General features: G+C 41.3%; 25 protein-coding genes and 1 pseudogene. 15 read left to right on the top strand and 11 right to left on the bottom strand.

Annotated features, from left to right (window positions below; all coding sequences use genetic code 11):
• Position 1: 1 nt before the first annotated feature.
• From dapE to BKK48_RS06610, 3 genes are all read right to left on the bottom strand, one after another.
• Positions 2 to 1,135 carry a succinyl-diaminopimelate desuccinylase gene (dapE, locus tag BKK48_RS06620; protein WP_077427350.1) on the bottom strand — a complete coding sequence of 378 codons (1,134 nt, stop codon included), beginning with the start codon at positions 1,133 to 1,135 and terminating at the stop codon, positions 2 to 4.
• Positions 1,136 to 1,388: 253 nt separating this feature from the next.
• A complete protein-coding gene (locus tag BKK48_RS06615) occupies positions 1,389 to 1,793 on the bottom strand; it encodes a Z-ring associated ZapG family protein (RefSeq protein ID WP_077427349.1) in 405 nt (134 codons plus the stop codon).
• 79 nt (positions 1,794 to 1,872) lie between these two features.
• On the bottom strand, positions 1,873 to 2,229 hold the full coding sequence (locus tag BKK48_RS06610; protein ID WP_077427348.1) for a RidA family protein: 357 nt from the start codon (positions 2,227 to 2,229) through the stop codon (positions 1,873 to 1,875).
• A gap of 111 nt (positions 2,230 to 2,340) precedes the next feature.
• On the opposite strand from BKK48_RS06610, the gene BKK48_RS06605 reads away from it, so the two are divergent.
• The 3 genes and pseudogenes from BKK48_RS06605 to BKK48_RS06595 all read left to right on the top strand — a co-directional run bounded on the left by BKK48_RS06605 (position 2,341) and on the right by BKK48_RS06595 (position 5,746).
• The gene (locus BKK48_RS06605; protein ID WP_077427347.1) at positions 2,341 to 3,057 is read left to right on the top strand and encodes a YwiC-like family protein; all 717 of its coding nucleotides are present in this window, start codon (positions 2,341 to 2,343) and stop codon (positions 3,055 to 3,057) included.
• Between the two features lie 104 nt (positions 3,058 to 3,161).
• A pseudogene (locus tag BKK48_RS06600) lies at positions 3,162 to 3,599 on the top strand (tetratricopeptide repeat protein); the annotation flags it as partial.
• A gap of 209 nt (positions 3,600 to 3,808) precedes the next feature.
• Complete coding sequence (locus BKK48_RS06595) at positions 3,809 to 5,746, top strand: LTA synthase family protein (protein ID WP_077427345.1); 1,938 nt, start codon at positions 3,809 to 3,811, stop codon at positions 5,744 to 5,746.
• A gap of 92 nt (positions 5,747 to 5,838) precedes the next feature.
• Here BKK48_RS06595 and BKK48_RS06590 read toward each other — a convergent pair whose 3' ends face one another.
• From BKK48_RS06590 to BKK48_RS06575, 4 genes are read right to left on the bottom strand one after another with little or no spacing between them, the layout of a single operon-like run.
• Positions 5,839 to 6,669 carry a metal ABC transporter permease gene (locus BKK48_RS06590; protein ID WP_077427344.1) on the bottom strand — a complete coding sequence of 277 codons (831 nt, stop codon included), beginning with the start codon at positions 6,667 to 6,669 and terminating at the stop codon, positions 5,839 to 5,841.
• Entirely contained in the window at positions 6,662 to 7,519 is an 858-nt protein-coding gene (locus BKK48_RS06585; RefSeq protein ID WP_077427343.1) for a metal ABC transporter permease, read from the bottom strand. The genes BKK48_RS06590 and BKK48_RS06585 overlap by 8 nt, the downstream gene beginning before the upstream one ends.
• On the bottom strand, positions 7,516 to 8,439 hold the full coding sequence (locus BKK48_RS06580; RefSeq protein WP_077427342.1) for an ATP-binding cassette domain-containing protein: 924 nt from the start codon (positions 8,437 to 8,439) through the stop codon (positions 7,516 to 7,518). The genes BKK48_RS06585 and BKK48_RS06580 overlap by 4 nt, the downstream gene beginning before the upstream one ends.
• Positions 8,436 to 9,320, bottom strand: coding sequence for a metal ABC transporter substrate-binding protein (locus BKK48_RS06575; protein ID WP_077427341.1), 885 nt, complete (start codon positions 9,318 to 9,320; stop codon positions 8,436 to 8,438). The genes BKK48_RS06580 and BKK48_RS06575 overlap by 4 nt, the downstream gene beginning before the upstream one ends.
• A 248-nt stretch (positions 9,321 to 9,568) precedes the next feature.
• Between BKK48_RS06575 and BKK48_RS06570 the strand changes: the two genes are divergently transcribed.
• The 3 genes from BKK48_RS06570 (at position 9,569) to pntB (ending at position 13,607) form a co-directional block, all read left to right on the top strand.
• Positions 9,569 to 10,411, top strand: coding sequence for an endonuclease/exonuclease/phosphatase family protein (locus BKK48_RS06570; RefSeq protein WP_158074354.1), 843 nt, complete (start codon positions 9,569 to 9,571; stop codon positions 10,409 to 10,411).
• A gap of 222 nt (positions 10,412 to 10,633) precedes the next feature.
• A complete protein-coding gene (gene pntA / locus BKK48_RS06565; protein WP_077427339.1) occupies positions 10,634 to 12,172 on the top strand; it encodes a Re/Si-specific NAD(P)(+) transhydrogenase subunit alpha in 1,539 nt (512 codons plus the stop codon).
• A 10-nt stretch (positions 12,173 to 12,182) separates the two neighbouring features.
• A complete protein-coding gene (gene pntB, locus BKK48_RS06560) occupies positions 12,183 to 13,607 on the top strand; it encodes a Re/Si-specific NAD(P)(+) transhydrogenase subunit beta (RefSeq protein WP_077427338.1) in 1,425 nt (474 codons plus the stop codon).
• Positions 13,608 to 13,695: 88 nt separating this feature from the next.
• Here pntB and BKK48_RS06555 read toward each other — a convergent pair whose 3' ends face one another.
• From BKK48_RS06555 to BKK48_RS06545, 3 genes are all read right to left on the bottom strand, one after another.
• Positions 13,696 to 13,983: a type II toxin-antitoxin system RelE/ParE family toxin gene (locus BKK48_RS06555; protein ID WP_077427337.1), complete on the bottom strand. Its 288-nt coding sequence runs from the start codon at positions 13,981 to 13,983 to the stop codon at positions 13,696 to 13,698.
• Between the two features lie 13 nt (positions 13,984 to 13,996).
• Entirely contained in the window at positions 13,997 to 14,278 is a 282-nt protein-coding gene (locus BKK48_RS06550) for a type II toxin-antitoxin system RelB/DinJ family antitoxin (protein WP_077427336.1), read from the bottom strand.
• A gap of 98 nt (positions 14,279 to 14,376) precedes the next feature.
• Positions 14,377 to 14,781, bottom strand: a complete 405-nt coding sequence (locus tag BKK48_RS06545; RefSeq protein WP_077427335.1) for a Cd(II)/Pb(II)-responsive transcriptional regulator — start codon at positions 14,779 to 14,781, stop codon at positions 14,377 to 14,379.
• Positions 14,782 to 14,865: 84 nt separating this feature from the next.
• On the opposite strand from BKK48_RS06545, the gene BKK48_RS06540 reads away from it, so the two are divergent.
• Genes BKK48_RS06540 through BKK48_RS06520 form a run of 5 tightly spaced genes read left to right on the top strand, consistent with a single transcriptional unit; the run spans position 14,866 to position 17,930 of the window.
• Complete coding sequence (locus BKK48_RS06540) at positions 14,866 to 15,549, top strand: DUF4198 domain-containing protein (protein ID WP_077427333.1); 684 nt, start codon at positions 14,866 to 14,868, stop codon at positions 15,547 to 15,549.
• A gap of 18 nt (positions 15,550 to 15,567) precedes the next feature.
• Positions 15,568 to 16,062, top strand: a complete 495-nt coding sequence (locus tag BKK48_RS06535; protein ID WP_425271813.1) for a carboxypeptidase regulatory-like domain-containing protein — start codon at positions 15,568 to 15,570, stop codon at positions 16,060 to 16,062.
• Positions 16,062 to 16,682, top strand: a complete 621-nt coding sequence (gene cbiM, locus BKK48_RS06530; RefSeq protein WP_077427331.1) for a cobalt transporter CbiM — start codon at positions 16,062 to 16,064, stop codon at positions 16,680 to 16,682. The genes BKK48_RS06535 and cbiM overlap by 1 nt, the downstream gene beginning before the upstream one ends.
• Positions 16,682 to 17,329, top strand: coding sequence for an energy-coupling factor transporter transmembrane component T family protein (locus BKK48_RS06525; RefSeq protein WP_077427330.1), 648 nt, complete (start codon positions 16,682 to 16,684; stop codon positions 17,327 to 17,329). The genes cbiM and BKK48_RS06525 overlap by 1 nt, the downstream gene beginning before the upstream one ends.
• The gene (locus BKK48_RS06520; RefSeq protein WP_077427329.1) at positions 17,313 to 17,930 is read left to right on the top strand and encodes an energy-coupling factor ABC transporter ATP-binding protein; all 618 of its coding nucleotides are present in this window, start codon (positions 17,313 to 17,315) and stop codon (positions 17,928 to 17,930) included. The genes BKK48_RS06525 and BKK48_RS06520 overlap by 17 nt, the downstream gene beginning before the upstream one ends.
• An 87-nt stretch (positions 17,931 to 18,017) precedes the next feature.
• Here the strand turns inward: BKK48_RS06520 and BKK48_RS06515 are convergent, their stop codons facing one another.
• On the bottom strand, positions 18,018 to 19,406 hold the full coding sequence (locus tag BKK48_RS06515) for an SLC13 family permease (protein WP_077427328.1): 1,389 nt from the start codon (positions 19,404 to 19,406) through the stop codon (positions 18,018 to 18,020).
• A 203-nt stretch (positions 19,407 to 19,609) separates the two neighbouring features.
• Here BKK48_RS06515 and BKK48_RS06510 point away from each other — a divergent pair, with 203 nt between their 5' ends.
• The 4 genes from BKK48_RS06510 to BKK48_RS06495 all read left to right on the top strand — a co-directional run bounded on the left by BKK48_RS06510 (position 19,610) and on the right by BKK48_RS06495 (position 21,060).
• On the top strand, positions 19,610 to 19,891 hold the full coding sequence (locus BKK48_RS06510; protein WP_077427327.1) for a type II toxin-antitoxin system Phd/YefM family antitoxin: 282 nt from the start codon (positions 19,610 to 19,612) through the stop codon (positions 19,889 to 19,891).
• Positions 19,892 to 19,901: 10 nt separating this feature from the next.
• On the top strand, positions 19,902 to 20,318 hold the full coding sequence (locus BKK48_RS06505; protein ID WP_077427326.1) for a type II toxin-antitoxin system VapC family toxin: 417 nt from the start codon (positions 19,902 to 19,904) through the stop codon (positions 20,316 to 20,318).
• 248 nt (positions 20,319 to 20,566) lie between these two features.
• On the top strand, positions 20,567 to 20,755 hold the full coding sequence (locus tag BKK48_RS06500) for a hypothetical protein (protein ID WP_077427325.1): 189 nt from the start codon (positions 20,567 to 20,569) through the stop codon (positions 20,753 to 20,755).
• A 77-nt stretch (positions 20,756 to 20,832) separates the two neighbouring features.
• On the top strand, positions 20,833 to 21,060 hold the full coding sequence (locus tag BKK48_RS06495) for a hypothetical protein (RefSeq protein ID WP_077427323.1): 228 nt from the start codon (positions 20,833 to 20,835) through the stop codon (positions 21,058 to 21,060).
• Positions 21,061 to 21,099 lie beyond the last annotated feature (39 nt).

Below are 21,099 nucleotides of genomic sequence, written 5' to 3'. Positions count from 1 at the left end.
ATTAGCGATCCAACAGGTTAATTAACATCTGATGATAAATTTGCCCGCATTTAGCCAAATTATCCACATTGACACATTCATCCACTTTGTGAATAGTGGTATTGAGTGGCCCAAATTCCACCACTTCCGCCCCCATTAGTGCAATAAAACGCCCGTCTGATGTGCCGCCACCGGTTTCAAGACGTGGTGTGCTCCCTGTTACTTGTTGAAGGCTATCGACTAAGGCATTGACCAATTTACCGGGCTTCGTTAAAAAGGGTTTGCCTGAAAGTTGCCATTCAATGCGGTAGGTAAGCCCATGTTGCTCTAGCATATTGGCAACTTTTTGTTTGATTATCTCATCCGTCACTTCCGTGCAATAACGTAAGTTAAATTGCACATAAAGTTCCCCCGGAATGACATTGTTGCTCCCCGTTCCTGCATGAATATTCGCAATTTGTAAACTGGTTGGAGGGAAAAACTCGTTACCTTCGTCCCATTGATAAGTGGTTAATTCTTGCAGAAAAGGCACGGCTCGATGAATAGGATTTTCCGCTAAATGCGGGTAAGCAACATGGCCTTGAATACCCTGAATATAAAGATTTGCTGTTATCGATCCTCGGCGACCATTTTTTACCACATCACCTAACCTTTCTGTGCTAGAGGGTTCACCCACCATACAATAGGTAATCTTTTCATTACGGGCCATTAAGGTTTCAACTACTCGCACTGTCCCGTCTTTTGCGGCGGCTTCTTCATCTGATGTGATTAATAACGCAATTGTGCCGGGATGATGAGGGTTGGCTTTCACATATTCTTCTGCGGCGACTACCATCGCTGCCAGTGAGCCTTTCATATCCGCCGCCCCCCGTCCATAGAGCATATTATCAATGATCGTGGCATCGAAAGGGGGAAATTTCCATTGGGTTTCATCACCGGTCGGCACCACATCGGTATGACCAGCAAACGCAATGACCGGTTCGCCCTTTCCGTGTTTTGCCCATAGGTTTAGGGTGTCGTTAAAGGGCATCCATTCAATTTGAAACCCCAGTTTTTCCAATCGATTAGCAATCAGTTGTTGACACCCCTCATCATTTGGGCTGACGGAAGGACGGCGAATTAACGCCTGTGCTAAGGAAACCACTTTTTCTTTCATAAAAAAATACCTATAAAAATGCGTTGTCGGACTTGGAATATCGACTAAAGTGCGGTCAAAAATGACCGCACTTTTTATCTTTACCGGTATATATCGCTGTTACGCACACTTTATTTTGTTTTTTGTAGGGACACACTGCGTGTGTCCACTTGTAACGTACTGAAATAATTTGATTTTATAACGGACACACGCAGTGTGTCCCTACGTTTTATTAAAATTTCCGATTTTGTGTATTGACGAGCGATACCGGAAGTTATGAGGCTTTTTCCTCATTAGGTTTAAAGAGACCCGATGAGCCTTCCGAATAATCCCGTGGCGGCTCTTCCCTCGGTTTATCGGAGGCAGTGATTAATTGCTGAGTGAATAAGCCTCTTGGGCTTTTTCCTAATAAAGTATCGGAAGATTGGGCATAGTGGCGATAGAGTTTTTGATAGTCGCCAATGAGGGTTTTAAACAACTCTGCACTTTCGGCAAAGTGTTTTTCCAATTGTTCATTTTGGCTGTCTAATTGGGCTTTTACGCTTTTAAGCTCCGTTTCCGTTTTCAGTTGTTGTTTAACGGAAGCCTTGGTTAAACGTAAAATCAGGTAGCCGAAAATTACGCCTACAACAAGGCCGATACCGGCTGCTTGCCACATTTCTGTTGTCCAAGTTTGCATCATTTACTCCTTTTACTGTGTAAGAAAGCTTGAATTGTAAAATAAATGAGAAAAAATTTCTTTGCTATGGATCACAAATCTAACAGGATACGGCCGCTGTGATGACAATTTCTACCTTCCACGCCGGCACGGCAAGTTTGGCTTCCACCGTGGCACGGCTTGGCGGATTTTCAACATCAACCCATTCATCCCAAGCCTGATTGAATTGTGCATAGTCTTGCATATCAGCCAAAAATACTTGGGCATTAAGAATGTGGCTTTTATGAGATCCGATTTCCTGCAGTAATTGATCAATGAGTGAAAGCACTTCTTTGGTTTGTTCGTAGGCATCTTTTTCGAGGGTGTTTTCAGGGACTTGGCCGGCAAAATAGGCCACACCGTTGTGGATCGAAACTTCACAAAAACGTGAACTTGGTCGGATGCGTTGAATGGTCATTATGGTTTCCTTCTGTTTGGGATTTTTTGTATTCTAAAGGGCAGTAAGATTTTTGTAAATCTCGCCTTAACCGCGTAGAATACCCGATAATTATTCTCAATTAAAATTACCATGAAATTACTTATTTCTCGTCAGCACGGTGCCATTGTTATGGCGTTATTGCCATTTCTTTATGGCATGTTATTAGCCCGCCCTGTGTGGGCGCATAGTTTTTTATTTTTGGCTTGGTGTGGGCTTTATTTAATGTCTTATCCTTTTTTGAGTTTGTTTAAAGACAAAAATCATCCGCTATATCGAAAGTGGACAATAATTTATGCCATAGCAACCTTTCTTTTTGCACTCCCAGCCTTGTTTTATAACGAAAAAATACTTTATTTCGGGGTGGCGATGTTGCCTTTTGTCGGTATCAATATTTATTACATCAAACAAAAAAACGAACGCCATTTATTGAACGACTTGGCAGGCATTGCGATTTTTGCCCTTGCGGGTATGGCGGCTTATTATTTTTCTGCACAAACTTTTGATGCCAAGATTTTCTGGGTAGCGGCTTACCCTACGCTATTTTTTATTGGCACGACGCTTTATGTCAAATCTATGATGCGGGAGAGGAAAAATCCCCGTTATTGGTGGGCTTCCATTCTCTTTCATACTGTCCTTGTGGGTTATTTTGCACTCATCGGACAAGGTTATTTGATGTTGGCCTTTGGTGTGGGGTGGATTCGTGCGATTTATTTGCCGAGAAAGAAACTTTCTGTCAAACAAATCGGTCTAACGGAGGTCGTTATTACCGCCATTTTCTTTCTCTTTCTTTTGCTCGGCACCTTATAGTTTATAGATAGTAGGATAAATACATGAAAAAAACATTGCTTATTTTGACCGCACTTTTGTCGTTTTCAACCTTTTCTCAAGGGGAAGCGTTAAGCCCCGTAGCAAAATTGACCGATCAGCAACGTTTGGATATGGCGCAGGATTTTGCCAATAAGCAGGATTGGAAATCCGTCTTTAACATTATGCAGCCTCTCGCCCTTGAGGGAAATGTGCTGGCACAAAGCAATTTAGGCATGCTTTATAACTTGGGGCGTGGCGTACAGCAAGATCAAGAAAAAGCCTATTGGTGGTTTAGTGAAGCGGCTGAACGGGGCAGTATTCGTGCCATTAATAATTTAGCCATGATGTACTATCAAGGGGGCTATGTTAAAAAAGATATTCCACAGGCGATTAAATTATTTGAAACCACAGCAAAATCGAAAGATTTAGATGCCATGATGATGCTCTCTGAAATTTACTTAAAGCAAAAAAATGAAGCCAAAGCCTTTGAATGGGTGAAAAAAGCGGTGGATTTGGATAATCCCCTTGCTAAATTGCGTTTAGGGATTTTCTATGAAGAAGGTATCGGCACCAAAGCCAATAAATCCCTCGCCTCATTAATGTATCGTGAAGTGCTGATTTCACAAGATATTCCCAATGAGGTGAGAAAAACTGCCGAACGACGATTATTACGTCTTCGTTGATTTTAAATGGCGGTAAAAATGCCCCCTTAAACGGGGAAAATTCCATCACATACAAAAAAGAGAACTTTATGAAACCTCACCGTTCCCCTTTATTTCCGATCTTCCTTTTTGTGTTGATCAATCTTTTTATTTTTTCTCTATCCCGTTTGGGATTAGCCCTCTGGCAAGCTGACCGTGTTTCTGCGGTTGAGGGATGGTTAGCGTTATTTGTGCAAGGGATACGCATTGATGTGGTAGCACTATGCTACTTATTTGGTGTGCCGGCATTGTTTACGGTATTTTTTCACCCCAGTCAGCTTTGGAAAAAAATCCTGCGGGTTTGGCTAACACTAGGTAGCGTGTTTATTCTTTTTATGGAGATAGCCACCCCCGCCTTTATTGAAACCTACGATTTCCGCCCGAACCGTTTATTCATTGAATACCTCATTTATCCGAAAGAAGTCTTTACCATGCTCATGGAGGGACATCAAAGTGCGGTCATTTTTAGCCTTGTTTTTACTATATTAGCCCTTGTGATTTATTGGAAGGTTACCGGTTGGGCAGTGAAAGATTTGCGAACAATGTCATGGAAATGGCGTCCGCTGGTGGCATTATTGGTGATTGCCGTCAGTTTCTTGGGGGCACGTTCAACTCTACAACATCGTGGAATAAACCCGGCAATGGTGGCGTTTTCTTCCGATGCCTTAGTCAATTCTTTGGTGTTAAATTCCGGTTATTCGGTGCTTTATGCTGCTCAACAATTTAAAGATGAAGAAAATTCCTCGGCGGTGTACGGCAAAATGGATACCGATGAGATGTTGCGTATTATCAAAGCTGTCCGTGGCAGACCGGAGAGTGATTATATTTCCGATAAATTTCCTACCCTCACTCAAAATATCGCCACCTATCAAGGAAAGCCTAAAAATATTGTGATCCTGTTACAAGAAAGTCTTGGTGCGCAATTTATCGGTGCTTTAGGTGGCAAACCCCTTTCACCGAATATTGATAAACTCGCCAAAGAGGGCTGGTTTTTTGAAAATCTCTATGCCACAGGCACTCGCTCTGTTCGGGGAATTGAAGCGGTCACAACCGGTTTTACCCCCACGCCGGCACGCGCAGTGGTGAAATTAAATAATGCACAAAGTGATTTCTTTACCATTGCCGATTTTCTTGCCAAACAAGGCTATGACACCTCCTTTATTTATGGCGGCGAAAAGCACTTTGATAATATGGCAGGGTTCTTCTATGGCAATGGGTTTAAAACCATTATTGACCAACAGGATTATAAAAATCCCAAATTCACCGCCACTTGGGGTGTGAGTGACGAAGATTTATTTGATAAAGCTCATGAAACCTTCAGCAAATTACATAATGAAGGAAAACCTTTCTTCAGCCTTGTGTTTAGCTCAAGTAATCACGATCCTTTTGAATTTCCGGACGGCAAAATCGAACTCTATGAACAGCCTAAAGCCACAAGAAATAATACGGCGAAATATGCCGATTATGCGATCGGACATTTTTTTGAATTAGCGAAAAAATCGAATTATTGGAAAGACACCATTTTCTTGGTGATTGCTGATCATGATTCACGGGTTGCCGGTGCGCAATTAATGCCAATTAAGCATTTTCATATTCCGGCATTAATCTTAGGGGAGGGCATTGAGCCACGCCGTGATAGCCGTTTGGTGAGCCAAATTGATATCCCGACAACTTTGCTTTCTCTAGCAGGCGGACAGGGAAATTACCCGATGATCGGGTTTGATTTAACGAAAAATGTTGATCCTGATCGTGCCATTATGCAATTTGATCAAACCCAAGCCTTAATGAAAGGTAACGGCGATGTGGTGATCCAAATGCCGAATAAGGCGGCTCAGGGTTATTATTACGACAAAACCAAAGCAATCCTTACAGAAAAAGCCGTGCCGGAAGAAATGAAAAAAGAGGCTTTGGCATACGCATTGCTTGGAAGTTATTTATATAAAAACCGATTGTATCAATTGGGGGATAAACCAGAAAAAAGGCCGTGAAAGCCTTTTTTCTCAGCGAAATAAGTGATGATAACGTGCAAGTGCGGTCATAAAACTTTCTGTTTTCCGACCGCACTTTTATGTGATGAATGTTAAACTTTCTTATTTTTGAGACGGGTGTAACCTAACGCCAGTAGAAAAAGGACGGCTTGTAATAAAATGATACAAGGGCCGGTTGAGGCATCAATATGATAGCTAATGATCGTGCCGATAATACTTGTGCTGACTGAAACCGATATGGCAATCAGCAACATCGTATCAAAACGTTTACTGAGGACATAAGCGGTGATCCCCGGTGAAATCAACATCGCAACCACAAGAATGACCCCAACCACCTGCATGGCGCTGATAATCGTCAGTGCCAGTAAAATCAGCAGTCCGTAATGGAGTATTTTAGGGGAAAGCCCGGCGACCCGGGTGTGGCTTAGATCAAAACAGTAGAGTAAAAAATCTCGTCTTTTTAATATCACTACGATAAAAATAGTCGCAGAAATGAATAAGGTTTGGAGCACTTCGCTCAAACTCACCCCTAATAAATTACCAAATAAAATATGAGAGAGATGTTGATCCGTTTCAATTTTGGTAAACATCACAATGCCGAGGGCAAACATGCCTGAGAAAACGATACCCATTGCTGTATCTTCTTTAATTCGGCTGTTTTCTTTTAAATAACCCACACTGAGAGAGCAGATAAGACCGGCACAAAACGCCCCAATTGTTAAGGGAATGCCTAACAGAAAGGCGACCACAATGCCGGGAAGCACCGCATGAGAAATCGCATCGCCCATCAGCGCCCAGCCTTTTAGTACTAAATAACAAGATAAAATGGCACAAATCACCGCAACAATGAGGGCGGTGGCGAGGGCATGCTGCATAAATGGGTATTGGAACGGTTCGGCAAACCAATTGAGTAGATTATTCATTCGTTTGCTCCTTTTTTGTCAGCAACTTCTGACTAATGAGTCCATATTTAGGGGAAAAGAAAAAAGCGAGTAAGAAAAGTGCAGTCTGAAAACACACGATAATGCCACCGGTTGCGCCATCTAAATAGTAACTGAGATAAACCCCTAATACACTAGTGCTGATGCCAAGAGAAACGGCTATTAAAGCTAAGGTTTTAAAGCGATCCGTTAAAAGATAAGCGGTAGCCCCCGGGGTAATCACCATGGCGATAACCAAAATAGCGCCAACAGTTTGTAATGCAGCAACGACACAAGCGCTGAGTAATGTGAAAAAGAGTACTTTATAGTAAACCGGTTGCAATCCCACCGAAACGGCATGGGTTTCATCAAAAAATACCAATAAGAGATCTTTCCAAAAGATCAGCATAAAACTTAGGCAAACGGCAACAATGATCCCCATTTGGAGCATATCTTCATCGGCAATGCCTAAAATATTACCTAAGATAATTTCTTGTACATTAATTGATGTGGGATTGAGTGAAATAATCAGTAATCCGAGGGCAAAAAAGGTAGTAAAAATAAAGCCAATGATCGCATCTTCCCGTAATTTGGAAACGGATTTTATCCAAAGTATAGAAAGTGCGGCCAAAATACCGGAAAAAAATGCGCCTAAGGCATAGGGAAGGGAGAGGGAATAAGCAATCGCCACACCGGGAACGACCGAATGGGAAAGGGCATCACCAATTAATGACCAGCCTTTTAACATGAGATAAGCGGATAAAAAGGCACAAATTCCGCCGACTGCCGCACTGAGCAATAATGCCTTCAACATATAGTCATAGCTGAAGGGTTCAAGTAATAATTCAATCATCCGTTTTTATCCCGTGCTTTCGCATTTTCACAATCGGCTTCGCCACAACAAGGTTTGATTGTTGGTGCCGGCGGATCATTTTTGGTTTGACCGTAGAACACGGCAGGCAATTCATCATCGGTGATGACCGTTACCGCACGGCGGTCTTCATCTTCATGTAAATCGCTACTTTGTAATTTGATATGGCGTAATACCCCACCAAATGTTCGCTCTAAATTTTGTTGGGTAAAGGTCGTTTGTGTTTCGCCAACGGCGAGGACGGTGCGATTAAGCATCACGACTTGATTGCAATAATCAGGAATTGTGCCTAAATTATGCGTGGATACGAGGATTAAATGCCCCTCATTGCGTAGTTCGGAGAGTAAATCCATAATGGCATTTTCCGTTTGAACATCCACACCGGTAAAAGGCTCATCTAATAAAATAATTTGACTTTGTTGGGCGAGAGCCCGAGCCAAAAAGACACGTTTCTTTTGCCCACCTGACAATTCGCCGATTTGGCGCTCGGCAAGATGTGCGATAGACACTCTGTGCATTGCCTGTTGGACTTGTTGTTTATCCTCCGGTTTTGGTTTCCTTAAAAAATTCATATAGCCATAACGCCCCATCATCACCACATCATAAACTGAAACCGGAAACTGCCAATCGACTTCTTCGGTTTGTGGCACATAGGCAATGAGATTTTGTTTTAGTGCTTGGTTGATAGGCAAATCACAGAGTTTAATCTGTCCTTGTTGAGGCTTAACTAATCCCATTAAACTTTTAAATAAGGTTGATTTACCGCTACCGTTTACGCCGACTAAAGCACAGGTTGTGCCGCCTTGTAAATGAAAAGACACATCGTTAATGGCAGTATGGCCGTTGTTATAACGAACGGTCACATTTTCAACTTGTATTGTGGTGTGGGGCGTGATGTTCATTCTTTTTCAAATCCTTTTGCGATGGTGGAAACCGTTGTATTTAATAAATCAATATAGGTAGGAACCGGGCCTTTTGTGGTTGAAAGGGAATCCACATAAAGCACACCGCCATATTTTGCGCCGCTTTCTTTCGCTACTTGCTGTGCGGGTTTGGGTGAAATCGTACTTTCGCTAAAAACGACAGGGATTTGATGTTGGCGAACTAAATTGATCATCTTGCGGACCTGCTGTGGTGAGCCTTGTTGTTCGGCATTGATTGGCCATAAATAGACTTCTTTAAAACCGTAATCTTTCGCCAAATAACTAAATGCCCCTTCACTTGTGGCTAACCAACGTTGTTGTTCGGGAACGTTAGCGAGTTTTTCTCGTAGCGGTTGATCGAGGGCTTGGATTTTTTGGATATAGGTTTGTGCATTTTGACGATAAATCTCGGCATTTTGCGGATCGTATTTGATGAAAGCTTGTTTAATATTTTCTACATAAATCAACGCATTGGTCGGTGACATCCAAGCATGAGGATTAGGCAAACCTTGGTAAGGCCCTTCAAAAATAGAGAGTGGTTGGATACCTTCGGTTACAATCACAGAGGGGGTATCTTTATGTAGATTTTGGAAAAAACGTTCAAACCAACGTTCAAGATTTAACCCGTTCCATAAAATTAAATCGGCAGATTGGGCTTTGACAATATCTTTTGGGGTAGGCTCATAATCGTGGATTTCCGCCCCCGGTTTTGTAATGGATTCCACTAAAGCGGCTTCACCGGCAACATTTTGGGCAATGTCTTGAATAATGGTAAATGTGGTAATGACCTTAAATTTTGCATTGCTTGGCAAGCTTAATAATGTGCCTAAAAGTAGGCAAATTGTCATGATGATACGCATAGAATAATCTCCTTTTAAAAAATGGGTGTTTATCATACAACAATTTTCCATTATTTCAAATGATAATTATTATCAAATATTAATAATGTAAAAAAGTGGGAAAATATGGACAGGGTGTTTTTATGAACTTGTAAATTGATAAAGGAAAATGCCCTTTTCTCTCAATGAATGGGAAATCACGCATTAAGTGATTGTTTCGCATCACTAAGCTGTTATGATCGATAAGATTTAGCTTAAGAGAAATGAATATGATGAAGAAAAAACAGCTATTTTTGATGATTTTGTTTTTGTTGGTGGGGATAGTCGGGGTGAAGACGATTAATCAATTTCATCTCTTTCACCCTATTCAAATGATCTTGGAAAGCCAAGATAAAACGGCATTTAAGCAAATAGACGGGCAATGTTTTACCCATCCAATGCCGGTGCCGGTTTTAGAAAAAAAGCCTCTTCGTTTACTGAGCTGGAATATTCATAAAGGGGAGGATAACGGTTGGCAAAAAGATTTGGTCAGTTTTGCACAAGATCAGGATTTTGTCCTTTTGCAAGAGGCTACGGCAGAACAACATTTATCTTCATTTTCCACTGCACTTTTGGTTTCTGCCTTTGCTTATCAGGGGCGTGCTTCAGGGGTGAAAACTTTTTCCCATTGGATACCGCAGCGTTATTGTGGCATTGCTCAGCCAGAGCCTTGGATTGTTATCCCTAAGGTGGCAAGTATGATGAATTTCCCTTTAGATAATGGGGAAGAATTGATCGTGCTAAATGCGCATTTGATCAATTTTGAATGGACACCGCAGGCCTATCAAGCACAGCTTGAGCAGATTTTTTCCCTTATCCCATCAGGCAAAAGTGCGGTCATTTTGGCGGGCGATTTTAATGCGTGGAATGGGGAGCGAAAGCAGATTTTAAATCGCTTTATCACACAATCAGGATTGAAAGAAGTGTTTTTTTCACCCGATAAGCGGCGGCGTTTTTTCCATTATCCCCTTGATTTTGTTTTTGTAAGGGGGATGAATGTAACGGCCTCAAGCACAGAAAATGTGACCTCCTCCGATCATTCTCCGATTTGGGTGGAATTGGCGTTTGAATAATGGTGCGTTAGTGGTGATGAAAATTCGCTAAAAATTGACCGCACTTTTTTATTTTTATCATTCCTATCACAATATCTTGTAAAAACACTGAAAAAAATCTACCGCATTTTTATCGAACAATGATACATTTAACGCCGTTTGACTTTTGTCATTTACAGGAAGAATGGATGCAAGTTCATTCTACGCAATCATCAACCCAATCATCAAACAGAGGAAAAAAGTATGTTAATTGGTGTACCAAGAGAACTGCTTGATAATGAAAGCCGTGTGGCAGCAACGCCAAAAACGGTTCAACAAATCCTGAAATTGGGCTTTGAGGTAATCGTAGAACACGATGCAGGCTTTAAAGCAAGTTTTGAGGATCAGGCATTTGTCGAGGCGGGGGCAAAAATCGGCACCGCAGCAGAGATTTGGCAATCGGATATCATTTTTAAAGTGAATCCGCCGACAGATGAAGAAATTGCACAAATGAAAGAGGGGGCAACCTTAGTCAGCTTCATTTGGCGTGCGCAAAATCCTGAGTTAATGCAAAAATTAACGGCGAAGAAAATCAATGTGCTTGCGATGGATGCAGTACCGCGTATTTCGCGTGCACAGGCGTTGGATGCGTTAAGTTCAATGGCAAATATTTCCGGTTATCGTGCAGTGATTGAAGCCGCTCATGAGTTTGGCAGCTTCTTCACCGGACAAATTACCGCAGCAGGTAAAGTGCCACCGGCAAAAGTGTTGGTGATTGGTGCGGGTGTGGCAGGTTTGGCGGCCATTGGTGCGGCCAATAGCCTTGGTGCGATTGTGCGTGCTTTCGACTCCCGTCCTGAAGTGAAAGAGCAAGTGCAAAGTATGGGCGCCAGCTTCTTAGAAATCGACTTCAAAGAAGAAGGCGGCAGTGGCGATGGCTATGCGAAAGTGATGTCCGATGAGTTTAACCGTCGTGCGATGGAGCTTTATGCTGAACAAGCTAAAGAAGTGGATATCATCATTACCACCGCAGCTATTCCGGGTAAACCGGCACCCCGTTTAATCACCAAAGAAATGGTGGATTCCATGAAACCGGGTTCGGTGATTGTGGATTTGGCTGCGGCAACCGGTGGTAACTGCGAATATACCGAAGCGGGTAAAGTGGTGACCACGGAAAATCAAGTCAAAGTGATTGGTTATACGGATTTCCCAAGCCGTTTACCAACCCAATCTTCCCAACTTTACGGGACCAACCTCGTTAACCTATTGAAACTCTTATGTAAAGAGAAAGACGGTAATATCAATATTGATTTTGATGATGTGGTATTGCGTGGTGTCACCGTGGTGCGTGATGGAGAAGAAATTCCACCGGCTCAAATTCAAGTGTCTGCACAACCAAAACAAGAGGCAAAAGCTACACCGGTTGCAGAGAAAAAAGAAGCGAAACCAATGGATCCTCGTGTGAAATACGGTGTGATGGCAGGTGTTGGTGTATTATTCCTCTGGCTTGCTTCTGTTGCACCGGCAGCGTTTTTATCGCATTTCACTGTGTTCGTCTTGGCATGTGTAGTGGGCTATTATGTGGTTTGGAATGTTAGCCATGCGCTTCACACCCCATTAATGGCGGTAACCAATGCGATTTCAGGCATCATCATTGTCGGTGCGTTATTACAAATTCGTCAGCCGACAGGCAACCTCTTTATCGATGTGTTAGCCTTTGTGGCTATTTTGGTGGCAAGCATCAATATTTTTGGTGGTTTCCGTGTTACACAACGTATGTTAGCAATGTTTAGAAAAGGTTAAGGAGATCGCAATGTCTGAAGGTTTAGTACAGGCTGCGTATATTGTTGCAGCATTACTTTTCATTATGAGCTTAGCCGGGCTTTCTAAACATGAAACGGCGAAAGCAGGTTGTTGGTTTGGTATTGTCGGGATGACAATCGCCTTAGTGGCAACCATTTTCGGGCCTCATTCAGAGGGAACACTTTGGATCATCATTGCGATGATTATCGGTGGGGTGATTGGTGTTCAACGTGCCTTAAAAGTGGAAATGACGGAAATGCCGGAACTTGTGGCAATCCTTCATAGCTTTGTGGGCTTGGCTGCGGTGCTTGTGGGCTTTAACAGCTACGGTTTACACGATATTCCAACGATGCCGAACGGTTTGGATGAAGTGCAACAGGCACAATTCCTTGCAGAGCAAGCAACGTTGGCAACCATCCACAATGTGGAAGTCTTCCTCGGTATCTTTATCGGTGCGGTCACCTTTACCGGTTCTGTGGTGGCATTTGGTAAACTGAGCGGTAAAATCAACTCAAAAGCCTTAATGTTACCTCATCGTCATAAATTAAATTTAGCGGCATTGGTGGTTTCTGCTTTATTGATGGTGGCATTTTTAAACAGCCCGGATAATATTTTCCCGGTATTGTTAATGACGGCAATTGCCCTGGCATTCGGCTGGCATTTAGTGGCCTCTATCGGTGGGGCGGATATGCCGGTGGTGGTTTCCATGCTTAACTCTTATTCCGGTTGGGCAGCGGCGGCGGCAGGTTTTATGCTGAGCAATGACCTCTTAATCGTAACCGGTGCATTAGTCGGCTCTTCCGGTGCAATTCTTTCTTATATTATGTGTAAAGCGATGAACCGCTCATTTATCAGTGTGATCGCAGGCGGTTTTGGTAATGATGTTCAAGTATCTTCCGATGAAGAGCAAGGTGAACACCGTGAAACCAGTGCAGAAGAAGTGGCGGAATTATTGAAAAATGCAAGTTCTGTGATCATCACACCGGGATACGGTATGGCGGTTGCGCAAGCACAATATCCGGTCGCTGATATTACGGCAAAATTGCGTGAACGTGGCGTGAATGTCCGTTTTGGTATCCACCCTGTTGCAGGTCGTTTACCGGGCCATATGAACGTGCTTTTAGCGGAAGCGAAAGTGCCTTATGATGTGGTGCTTGAAATGGATGAAATCAATGACGATTTCGCCGACACCGATGTGGTATTAGTGATTGGTGCAAACGATACGGTCAACCCGGCAGCAATGGAAGATCCAAATAGCCCAATCGCCGGAATGCCGGTATTAGAAGTGTGGAAAGCACAAAATGTTATCGTATTCAAACGTTCTATGGCGGTGGGATACGCGGGTGTGCAAAATCCATTATTCTTCAAAGAAAATACCCAAATGCTCTTTGGTGATGCGAAAGAGCGTGTTGAAGATATTTTAAAAGCCCTTTAAACGCTGTTTAAAAACACTGTAAAAAATAACCGCACTTTGGGAAGCTAAAGTGCGGTATTTTTTTGTCAAGTTGCTTATGAGCGTTTTACTAAAAAATTTCGGAATGAGAGCCTAACCGAATAAGTTTCAATTCTGTATTGTCAACGAGTTGATAGATGAGAACCAAATCATTAAAAATATGGCAATCTCGGAATCCTTCCATTTCGCCGCGTAATGCGTGATCGAGATATTTTCTTGGTAATGGCTGATTTCTTTGTAGAAGGTACATCACTTCTGTCATTTCTACAGAAAAGAGTTGTTTAGGCGATAATTTTTTTGCATCACGTTGAAAGGCTTTTGTCGCAGTGACTTTTAAGGTTGAAAGTGAGTTAGACAATCTTGTCCCCTAATTATTTTTTGATTAAGGATTCCATGATACTTTCCTGCGATTGGGCAGGGCTGATGACATCAAGATCATTATTTTCAGCTTCTTGCATCGCTCTTAATGTTTCAGCATTTGGTTTTAAATAAGAAAGATTGACCGGAATGGTTTTCGTTTTGGCAATTTCAGTTAAAAATAAATTAAATACTTGTGAAGGGGTAAATCCGTAATTTTCGATAACTTGAAACGCTTCTTGTTTCAGACTATCCGCTAATCGAAAACTAAATGATGTATTTTGTGTTATCGCCATAATAAACTCCTTATAGATAATGTCTTTCAATGTAAGACGTTGTTAGTATAGCCCAAATGTTTCTCTTTGCAAGAATTGCTCCTGCAATATATAGGGATTTACCACCTCACAAAGCGTACACCACTATGTTGTAAGAGTAATTTCATGGGATCTTCATCGGTTGTAGCCGTTTTTTCTCTCAGTTCGATCAGTTTCATTCGTAAATGTGCTAATTCGTGAATGCGTTTGGCAATCTCTTTGATGTGGCGGTCGAGCAGTTTATTCATTTCCTCGCTACGCTGTTCCGGGTGATGTTCAAGTGCGATAAGGGTTTTGATTTCATTGAGGGATAAATCCAAACTTCGGCAATGACAAATAAAAGAAAGGCGTTGGAGATGCTCTTCGCTATATTGCCGGAAATTTCCACTGGTGCGTTGTGGGGGAGGCAGCAACCCTTGTTTTTCATAAAAACGAATGGTTTCGACGGTGCAATTTAGGGCCTTGGCTAATTGTCCTATTTTCATGATAATCCTTAAAAATCACTTGACTCTGAAGTTACTTTATATTCTATCATTAGTCCCGCTTTTTTATAACAAGGAGACAAAGCAATGCAATTAAAAAAAATAACAATAGGATTGACCGCACTTTTCACGCTTTCTGTAGCCAATGCTCACAATATATGGCTAGAGAAAGCCTCATCAGAAGGGGAATATGTGATGAAATTTGGTCATACGGAAACAGAAGCCTATCCTCAACATAAAATTCAGTCTTTCCACATCTTAAATTCCCAAGGAAAATTAACCGCACTTGATTATCAATTTAAAGAGGGGGAAGCCTATATTACGCCGAAAGCGAATATCGTATTTATGGCGTTTAATAATGGGGTATGGTCAAAACTCCCAAGTGGAAAATATGTGGAAAAAAACAAACGTGAAGCCCCCTCTGCGGAATTTAGCACTAATCCGCTGAAGTTGGGGAAAGCCATTTTAAAATGGGATGAACAGGCTTTTAAAGCCCATGATGTGGTTTATGAATTAATTCCACAGGCAAAAGCGGAGGCAGGCAAACCCCTTAGTATTTTAGTTTTACATAATGGCAAACCGGTTCAAGGGATTAAAGTGGGCGTTGGGGAAGATGTGCCGTTTAATCTTACTAATGAAAAAGGCATTGCTGAGTTTACGCCCGCTAAAGGCGAGAACAAAGTTTGGGCTGAGTTTGAAGAAAAGGTGAGCGAAAATCCTGATTATGATCGCCGCTCTATTGAATATATGCTGACTTTTAATGCCGAATAAAACAGGGCAGTGATGAAAATGAAGTCTTTTTTCACCGCACTTTTAACGCTATTTTTTATGGCATTTTATTTGCCGAATGCGAAGGCCCATGCCCTTTATTTATTTGCCCAATATGATGGGAAAACACTCTCAGGTAAATCCTATTATTCCGATATGACACCGGCGGCTTCCACTTATTTGGAAGTCTTTCGTTCCGGCATTGAAGAACCGATTTTAACGGGTAAAACCGATGCGTTAGGGGCATTTAATCTTGCGGTGCAGGATGTGGCGAATAGCACATTAAAAGTGGTCGTAGAGGGTGAAGAAGGGCATAAAGTGGCTGTGGTGGCCGATCGCATTGTGGCGACCAACAGCCCTCATCAAAGCGAGAGTTTTATGTTACTGCGTGAAGATATTGCCCATTTAAGAGATAAAATTTATTGGCGGGATATTTTAGGCGGCATTGGCTACATTGTCGGTATTCTCGGGGCGATCGCTTGGTGGCGGGCAAAAAGTAAACAGGAATTGAAATAATGCATTTATCGGAAGGGGTGTTAACACCCCCTATTTTATTGTTAGGTGCAGTCATTGCGATTGCCGGGATGACGGTGGGGCTAAAAAAGTTAGATTATGAAAGATTGCCGCTCACCGCATTATTTTCGGCGGCTTTTTTTGTGGCAAGCACCATTCATATACCGGTAGGAATTGGCAGTGTACATTTAATTTTAAACGGTATGGCAGGCTTATTTTTAGGCTGGGCGGTGTTTCCTGCATTTCTTATTGCTTTGCTGTTGCAGATCCTGTTCTTTTCTTTTGGCGGATTTGCTGTTCTCGGAGTAAATCTTTGTATTATGGCGATACCGGCTATTGGGGTGCATTATCTTTTCCGTTCATCTCTCAAACCGCGTATGACCTCAAAGGCCTGTCTTTTAACCGGCATAGGTGCCGGGGTGATTGGTGTGGGGGGCGCCGGGGCGTTAGCTGCGTTGGCATTAATACTCGATGGGGGGAAAAATTATTATGATCTTATTGGCTTACTCCTTATTTCACATCTTCCCGTCTTTATTTTAGATAGCATCATTAGTGTTGGTGTGATTTCCTTACTCGGCAAAATGTATCCTGATGCTTTCACCCCTAAAGCACGGTTTTCTTAATGAAAATAGCTTCGCTTTTTCAACCGCACTTTCGCCTTATTTATCTCTTTATTTGGGGGTTGGTGGTTGGCGGTTTAGAAGATATTCCTCGTCTTATCACACTGAATATCACCGTGATGTTGGTTTTTGTTGTTATGCTTTTTATCGAAAAAAAGCGGCTTTTTTATTATGTTAAGCGTTGGATTCATCTTTTGGTATTTCTTGCCTTAATGTGGGCGACACTAAGCTGGCATCTTGTTGATGCCGGTGTGGCATTAAATCCTCAAGGAATTCAACTTGCCCAAATACTCAGTCTTCGGACAAATTTGTTGCTCTTTTCTGTTTGGCTTTTTTTATGGAATATGAATGAAACCCTTTTGATACAGGCATTAGGGAAATTGCCTCTCCCTGAAAAACTCATCCAATTAGCTGTACTCACTGTGCGTTATATTGCCCTTTTTGGGGAATTGCGACAAAAAATGGACAGAGCAATGCGTGCCAGAGGGTATCAACCGAAATTGAATGTTAGAACCCTTTATGTCACTGCACAAAGTGTTGCCTTATTATTAATTCATGCTTTATTAAAAGCTGAAATGGCACAGATTGCACTGAAATGTCGTAGTTTTCAGCCGGGTGAAAGGAAGAACAAAAATGCTCACCGTGAATGAATTGACGATTGAACGTCACCACCGCTCTATCATAGAAGGGTTAAGCTTTCATCTTGAAGGACAAAAACGGTTATTTCTGCAAGGCGATATTGGGGCAGGGAAAACCACATTATTGCTTGCCTTATTGGGTTTTGTTCCCATTTCAAAAGGGGAGATCAGGCTGTTTGGCCAGATTTGTCGAAAAGAAAAAGATTTTGCCCCATTTCGAGGAAGGGTTGGCATTTGTTTCCAACATGCCGATGATCAACTTTTTGGGCCGACTGTATTAGATGATGTTGCCTTTGGGCCGTTAAACCAGCAATATCCTCGAGAATATGCCTATCAACTCGCGGAACAACAACTTGAACGTTTGGGTATTCAGCACTTAAAAGATCGCACAGTGCATACGCTTTCTGGTGGCGAGAAAAATTTTACTGCACTCGCCGGAGTGCTTGCTATGCAGCCCCAAATGCTATTTTTGGACGAACCCACTAATGGGTTAGATCGTAAAAATATCGAAAAACTGACCGCACTTTTGTGTGAGTTAGGGCTTCCAATGCTCATCTCTTCACATCACTCAGGGTTTATTGAAAAGCTGGCTGATGAGGTGATTCAATTATAATAAAAGGGGAAATTTGAACTTTTCCCCTTAATATTCTGAAATATCCCTAATGGAATTTTTCCTGAATTTCTTATGTGAACCTTGGAATTAGTTCATCCAGAAAAAGTAGGTTAATCCACTAATAACTACAATACAGAAGAGGTTTAATACCAACCCGACTTTTGCCATATCCGTTTGTTTGATATGACCGCTACTAAAGACAATCGCATTGGGTGGTGTGGCAATAGGCAGCATAAAGGCACAACTTGCTCCACAGGCGATAATCGCCGCAAGAGAAATAGGCGGTAAGCCCATGGATTGAGCAACGGAAATCACAATCGGCATAATCAATGCCGCACTGGCTGTATTTGAGGTAAATTCCGTCAGGAAAATAATAAAGGCGGTGAGGGTAACACAAAGTACCCAAAGAGGTTTGGTTTGCACAAATTGTACAATACTGTCTGCCATAATTTTACTTGCACCGGAATCTTTCATTACCACGCTAAGAGTTAATCCGCCGCCAAATAACATTAACACGCCCCATTCCACCCTTTTTTGAATGTCTTTCCATTTTGCGGCGTTGGATACGCAAATTAAAATGACTGCGCAGAGTGCCACAACGGTATCAAAGTTTTCAATTTTATTCGCTAAACCAAGGGCATTGGATAGCCAAGGATTGATTAATGAACCAAAGAGCAGTAACGCAGCCATAACAATAAAAATCACCAAGGTGATACGATTTTTTGAAGTAAACTGAATTCGCTCAATCGTTGGGTTGAAAGGCACGTTGAAGTCCGGACGTAGGATAATCCACAAAGAAAATAACATAGAGGGGAGCAAGAGCAACATCACCGGAAAACCATAACCCAACCATTCTGTAAAGGTAACTGGAATTTGGGAGGCAAGAATCGCATTAGGTGCGCTCCCAACTAAAGTGCCAATTCCTCCGATATTAGCGCTAAATGCCATGCCGAGTAGCACAAAAGCATAAAGACGATAATTATTTCCTGCATTAATGCCTTTTAGCATACCCAGTGTTAATGGCAACATCATCGCCGCAACCGCCGTGTTATTAATCCACATGGAAAGAAAAGTGGTTACGCCAAATAAATAGGCAATCGCCAATTTCAAATTACCTTTCGCCAAGCGGATAATATAACCCGCAATGAGTTTATCTAAGGATTGAATTTGCAATACGGCTGCCATCACAAAGCCACCAAAGAACATATAAATAATGGGGGTCGAAAAAGGCGCCAGTGCTTTTTGAGTATTGATAAGCCCTAACCCAATGGCTAACACTGGCACAATCAAAGAGGTGACAGTAATGTCAAAGGCTTCCGTTAACCAGAGAATACCAATGAAAATGAGCAAAGCTAATCCACGATTTTCAGTGGGCGAGAAAGGAAGTGAATGAATTAAAAACAGCATCAAAATAAAGTCTAAGACGAGAATAATTGCACTTTTATAGGTTGAGAAAAAACGGGTGTGAGTGTTCATAAAGTCCCTCCTTTTTATTTTTTAGAACTAAGCTTTTAACAAAATAAGGTGAGAGGGTCAAATGCTTTTGAGAGGAAACAAACTGCTCTATCCTTATTTTTCTGCAAAAATGGGATGGAATTTGACCGCACTTTATCTTCAAATTTGTTCGCTCAACAACAAGGTAGTAATGTAGTGACAATTTTCCCAAGTTTGGAGGGGTTATGCCAATTACAATTAGCTCAAAAGAATTTAACCAAAAAGCAAGTGCCGTATTAAAAATGTCAGCAGAGCAACCTGTTTTTATTACTAAGTGGGGAAAAGTGGTTAGCGTGCTTTCCAGTTATGAAGATTATCAACAACACAAGTCACCGGAGCCTACCTTTGAACAGCTTTTTGCCAATCATAAGACAGCTCAGGTTGATGATGATTTCTTTGCTGAATTTGAGCAATCCTTATCGGATATTCGTCATTCAAATCAATTACGGGATGTCGATTTCGATTAATGGAGGCATAATGTATTTGCTTGATACTAATATTTTATTGGAGTTTTATAAACTGACTAACAATCAAATTAACCAGAATGTTCGTGCATGGTTAGCAACGGTTAATCCAAGTGAAACGATGATCAGCGCAGTCAGTTTATCTGAAATTCAAACAGGCATTTTACTTAAAGCCCGCAAAGATAAAATTCAAGCACAATATTTAACACATTGGTTTGAGCAAAAGTTGATCCCAATTTATCGTGAGAGAACCTTACCCATTACTGCCAACATTGCTTTATTAGGGGCTCAATTTCATATTCCAAATAAAATGAATATTAATGACGCTTATATTGCAGCTACGGCTAAACAGCATAAACTCGTATTGGTTACACGCAATATCAAAGATTTTGAAAAACTTAGACTGGATCTCATTAATCCTTTTGATTGAAAAAGGTGGGCGATATTCAGAGAGTAGATGATAATATTTTCTTATTATAGTTGTACTCTATGTGTAACTTTAACATATCCTAAACAGCCTATTTAAAAAATAGATGTCATGTCTTTTACAATTTATTCTCTTTCTATAAAAATCATCTGATTGTTTTTTATTCAAATTTTGAAAGCAGTATACTGCTTTTAGTTGTTATTGACATAACAACTAAATCTTTCTGATAAAACAAAATATAGGAGTTTTTTATGGCAATCAAAGAAGCTATTCAAAAAGGTAATACAGTTTGGGTTTTACTAGAGGGGGAGAGATACCCTACGGGGATAAGTGGGATTTTACAAAGCTATACTGCAACGAGTTTACATGTAAAGTTACTTGATAATACTAATAGAGTAAAGGTTTATGATGAGAAACTCAGACCAGTCAAAATTGTTTAGTTTAAAAGCAGTTCCTATTCAAAAAGGACTGCCTTATTTTTATAAAAATTAAAGCTATATTTTAATAAGGAAAAATTATGTCAGATATTAAAAAATCCGCAAAACACGGTAATTTTGTTATTCAACAAGGCGAAAATAATAGTATTTCTATTATTTGTGATAATACAAGGCAGGCTTTGCGAGATATTGCAAAGGAAATTGGGATGGAATATGAGCAGGAGTGGAATACTCAGTATTTTGGTCACAGGCTTATTAATTTTATCAATGGTGTAGATACCACTAGAAAAGGAAAAGCGCTAGAATAGCTTGCGGGTTTTATATAAGCAATTATAGATTATTTTCTA

It is taken from the genome of Rodentibacter heidelbergensis (assembly GCF_002000125.1).
GTDB lineage: Bacteria > Pseudomonadota > Gammaproteobacteria > Enterobacterales > Pasteurellaceae > Rodentibacter > Rodentibacter heidelbergensis.
The sequence above is the reverse complement of the archived record's forward strand: the minus strand, read 5'-3'. Positions and strand labels throughout refer to the sequence as shown.

Excerpts from the sequence above, each read along its gene's own strand:
- dapE (WP_077427350.1), bottom strand. The coding sequence starts at position 1,135 with ATGAAAGAAAAAGTGGTTTCCTTAGCACAGGCGTTAATTCGCCGTCCT.
- BKK48_RS06615 (WP_077427349.1), bottom strand. The coding sequence starts at position 1,793 with ATGCAAACTTGGACAACAGAAATGTGGCAAGCAGCCGGTATCGGCCTT.
- BKK48_RS06610 (WP_077427348.1), bottom strand. The coding sequence starts at position 2,229 with ATGACCATTCAACGCATCCGACCAAGTTCACGTTTTTGTGAAGTTTCG.
- BKK48_RS06605 (WP_077427347.1), top strand. The coding sequence starts at position 2,341 with ATGAAATTACTTATTTCTCGTCAGCACGGTGCCATTGTTATGGCGTTA.
- BKK48_RS06595 (WP_077427345.1), top strand. The coding sequence starts at position 3,809 with ATGAAACCTCACCGTTCCCCTTTATTTCCGATCTTCCTTTTTGTGTTG.
- BKK48_RS06590 (WP_077427344.1), bottom strand. The coding sequence starts at position 6,669 with ATGAATAATCTACTCAATTGGTTTGCCGAACCGTTCCAATACCCATTT.
- BKK48_RS06585 (WP_077427343.1), bottom strand. The coding sequence starts at position 7,519 with ATGATTGAATTATTACTTGAACCCTTCAGCTATGACTATATGTTGAAG.
- BKK48_RS06580 (WP_077427342.1), bottom strand. The coding sequence starts at position 8,439 with ATGAACATCACGCCCCACACCACAATACAAGTTGAAAATGTGACCGTT.
- BKK48_RS06575 (WP_077427341.1), bottom strand. The coding sequence starts at position 9,320 with ATGCGTATCATCATGACAATTTGCCTACTTTTAGGCACATTATTAAGC.
- BKK48_RS06570 (WP_158074354.1), top strand. The coding sequence starts at position 9,569 with ATGATGAAGAAAAAACAGCTATTTTTGATGATTTTGTTTTTGTTGGTG.
- pntA (WP_077427339.1), top strand. The coding sequence starts at position 10,634 with ATGTTAATTGGTGTACCAAGAGAACTGCTTGATAATGAAAGCCGTGTG.
- pntB (WP_077427338.1), top strand. The coding sequence starts at position 12,183 with ATGTCTGAAGGTTTAGTACAGGCTGCGTATATTGTTGCAGCATTACTT.
- BKK48_RS06550 (WP_077427336.1), bottom strand. The coding sequence starts at position 14,278 with ATGGCGATAACACAAAATACATCATTTAGTTTTCGATTAGCGGATAGT.
- BKK48_RS06545 (WP_077427335.1), bottom strand. The coding sequence starts at position 14,781 with ATGAAAATAGGACAATTAGCCAAGGCCCTAAATTGCACCGTCGAAACC.
- BKK48_RS06540 (WP_077427333.1), top strand. The coding sequence starts at position 14,866 with ATGCAATTAAAAAAAATAACAATAGGATTGACCGCACTTTTCACGCTT.
- BKK48_RS06535 (WP_425271813.1), top strand. The coding sequence starts at position 15,568 with ATGAAGTCTTTTTTCACCGCACTTTTAACGCTATTTTTTATGGCATTT.
- cbiM (WP_077427331.1), top strand. The coding sequence starts at position 16,062 with ATGCATTTATCGGAAGGGGTGTTAACACCCCCTATTTTATTGTTAGGT.
- BKK48_RS06525 (WP_077427330.1), top strand. The coding sequence starts at position 16,682 with ATGAAAATAGCTTCGCTTTTTCAACCGCACTTTCGCCTTATTTATCTC.
- BKK48_RS06520 (WP_077427329.1), top strand. The coding sequence starts at position 17,313 with ATGCTCACCGTGAATGAATTGACGATTGAACGTCACCACCGCTCTATC.
- BKK48_RS06515 (WP_077427328.1), bottom strand. The coding sequence starts at position 19,406 with ATGAACACTCACACCCGTTTTTTCTCAACCTATAAAAGTGCAATTATT.
- BKK48_RS06510 (WP_077427327.1), top strand. The coding sequence starts at position 19,610 with ATGCCAATTACAATTAGCTCAAAAGAATTTAACCAAAAAGCAAGTGCC.
- BKK48_RS06505 (WP_077427326.1), top strand. The coding sequence starts at position 19,902 with ATGTATTTGCTTGATACTAATATTTTATTGGAGTTTTATAAACTGACT.
- BKK48_RS06500 (WP_077427325.1), top strand. The coding sequence starts at position 20,567 with ATGGCAATCAAAGAAGCTATTCAAAAAGGTAATACAGTTTGGGTTTTA.
- BKK48_RS06495 (WP_077427323.1), top strand. The coding sequence starts at position 20,833 with ATGTCAGATATTAAAAAATCCGCAAAACACGGTAATTTTGTTATTCAA.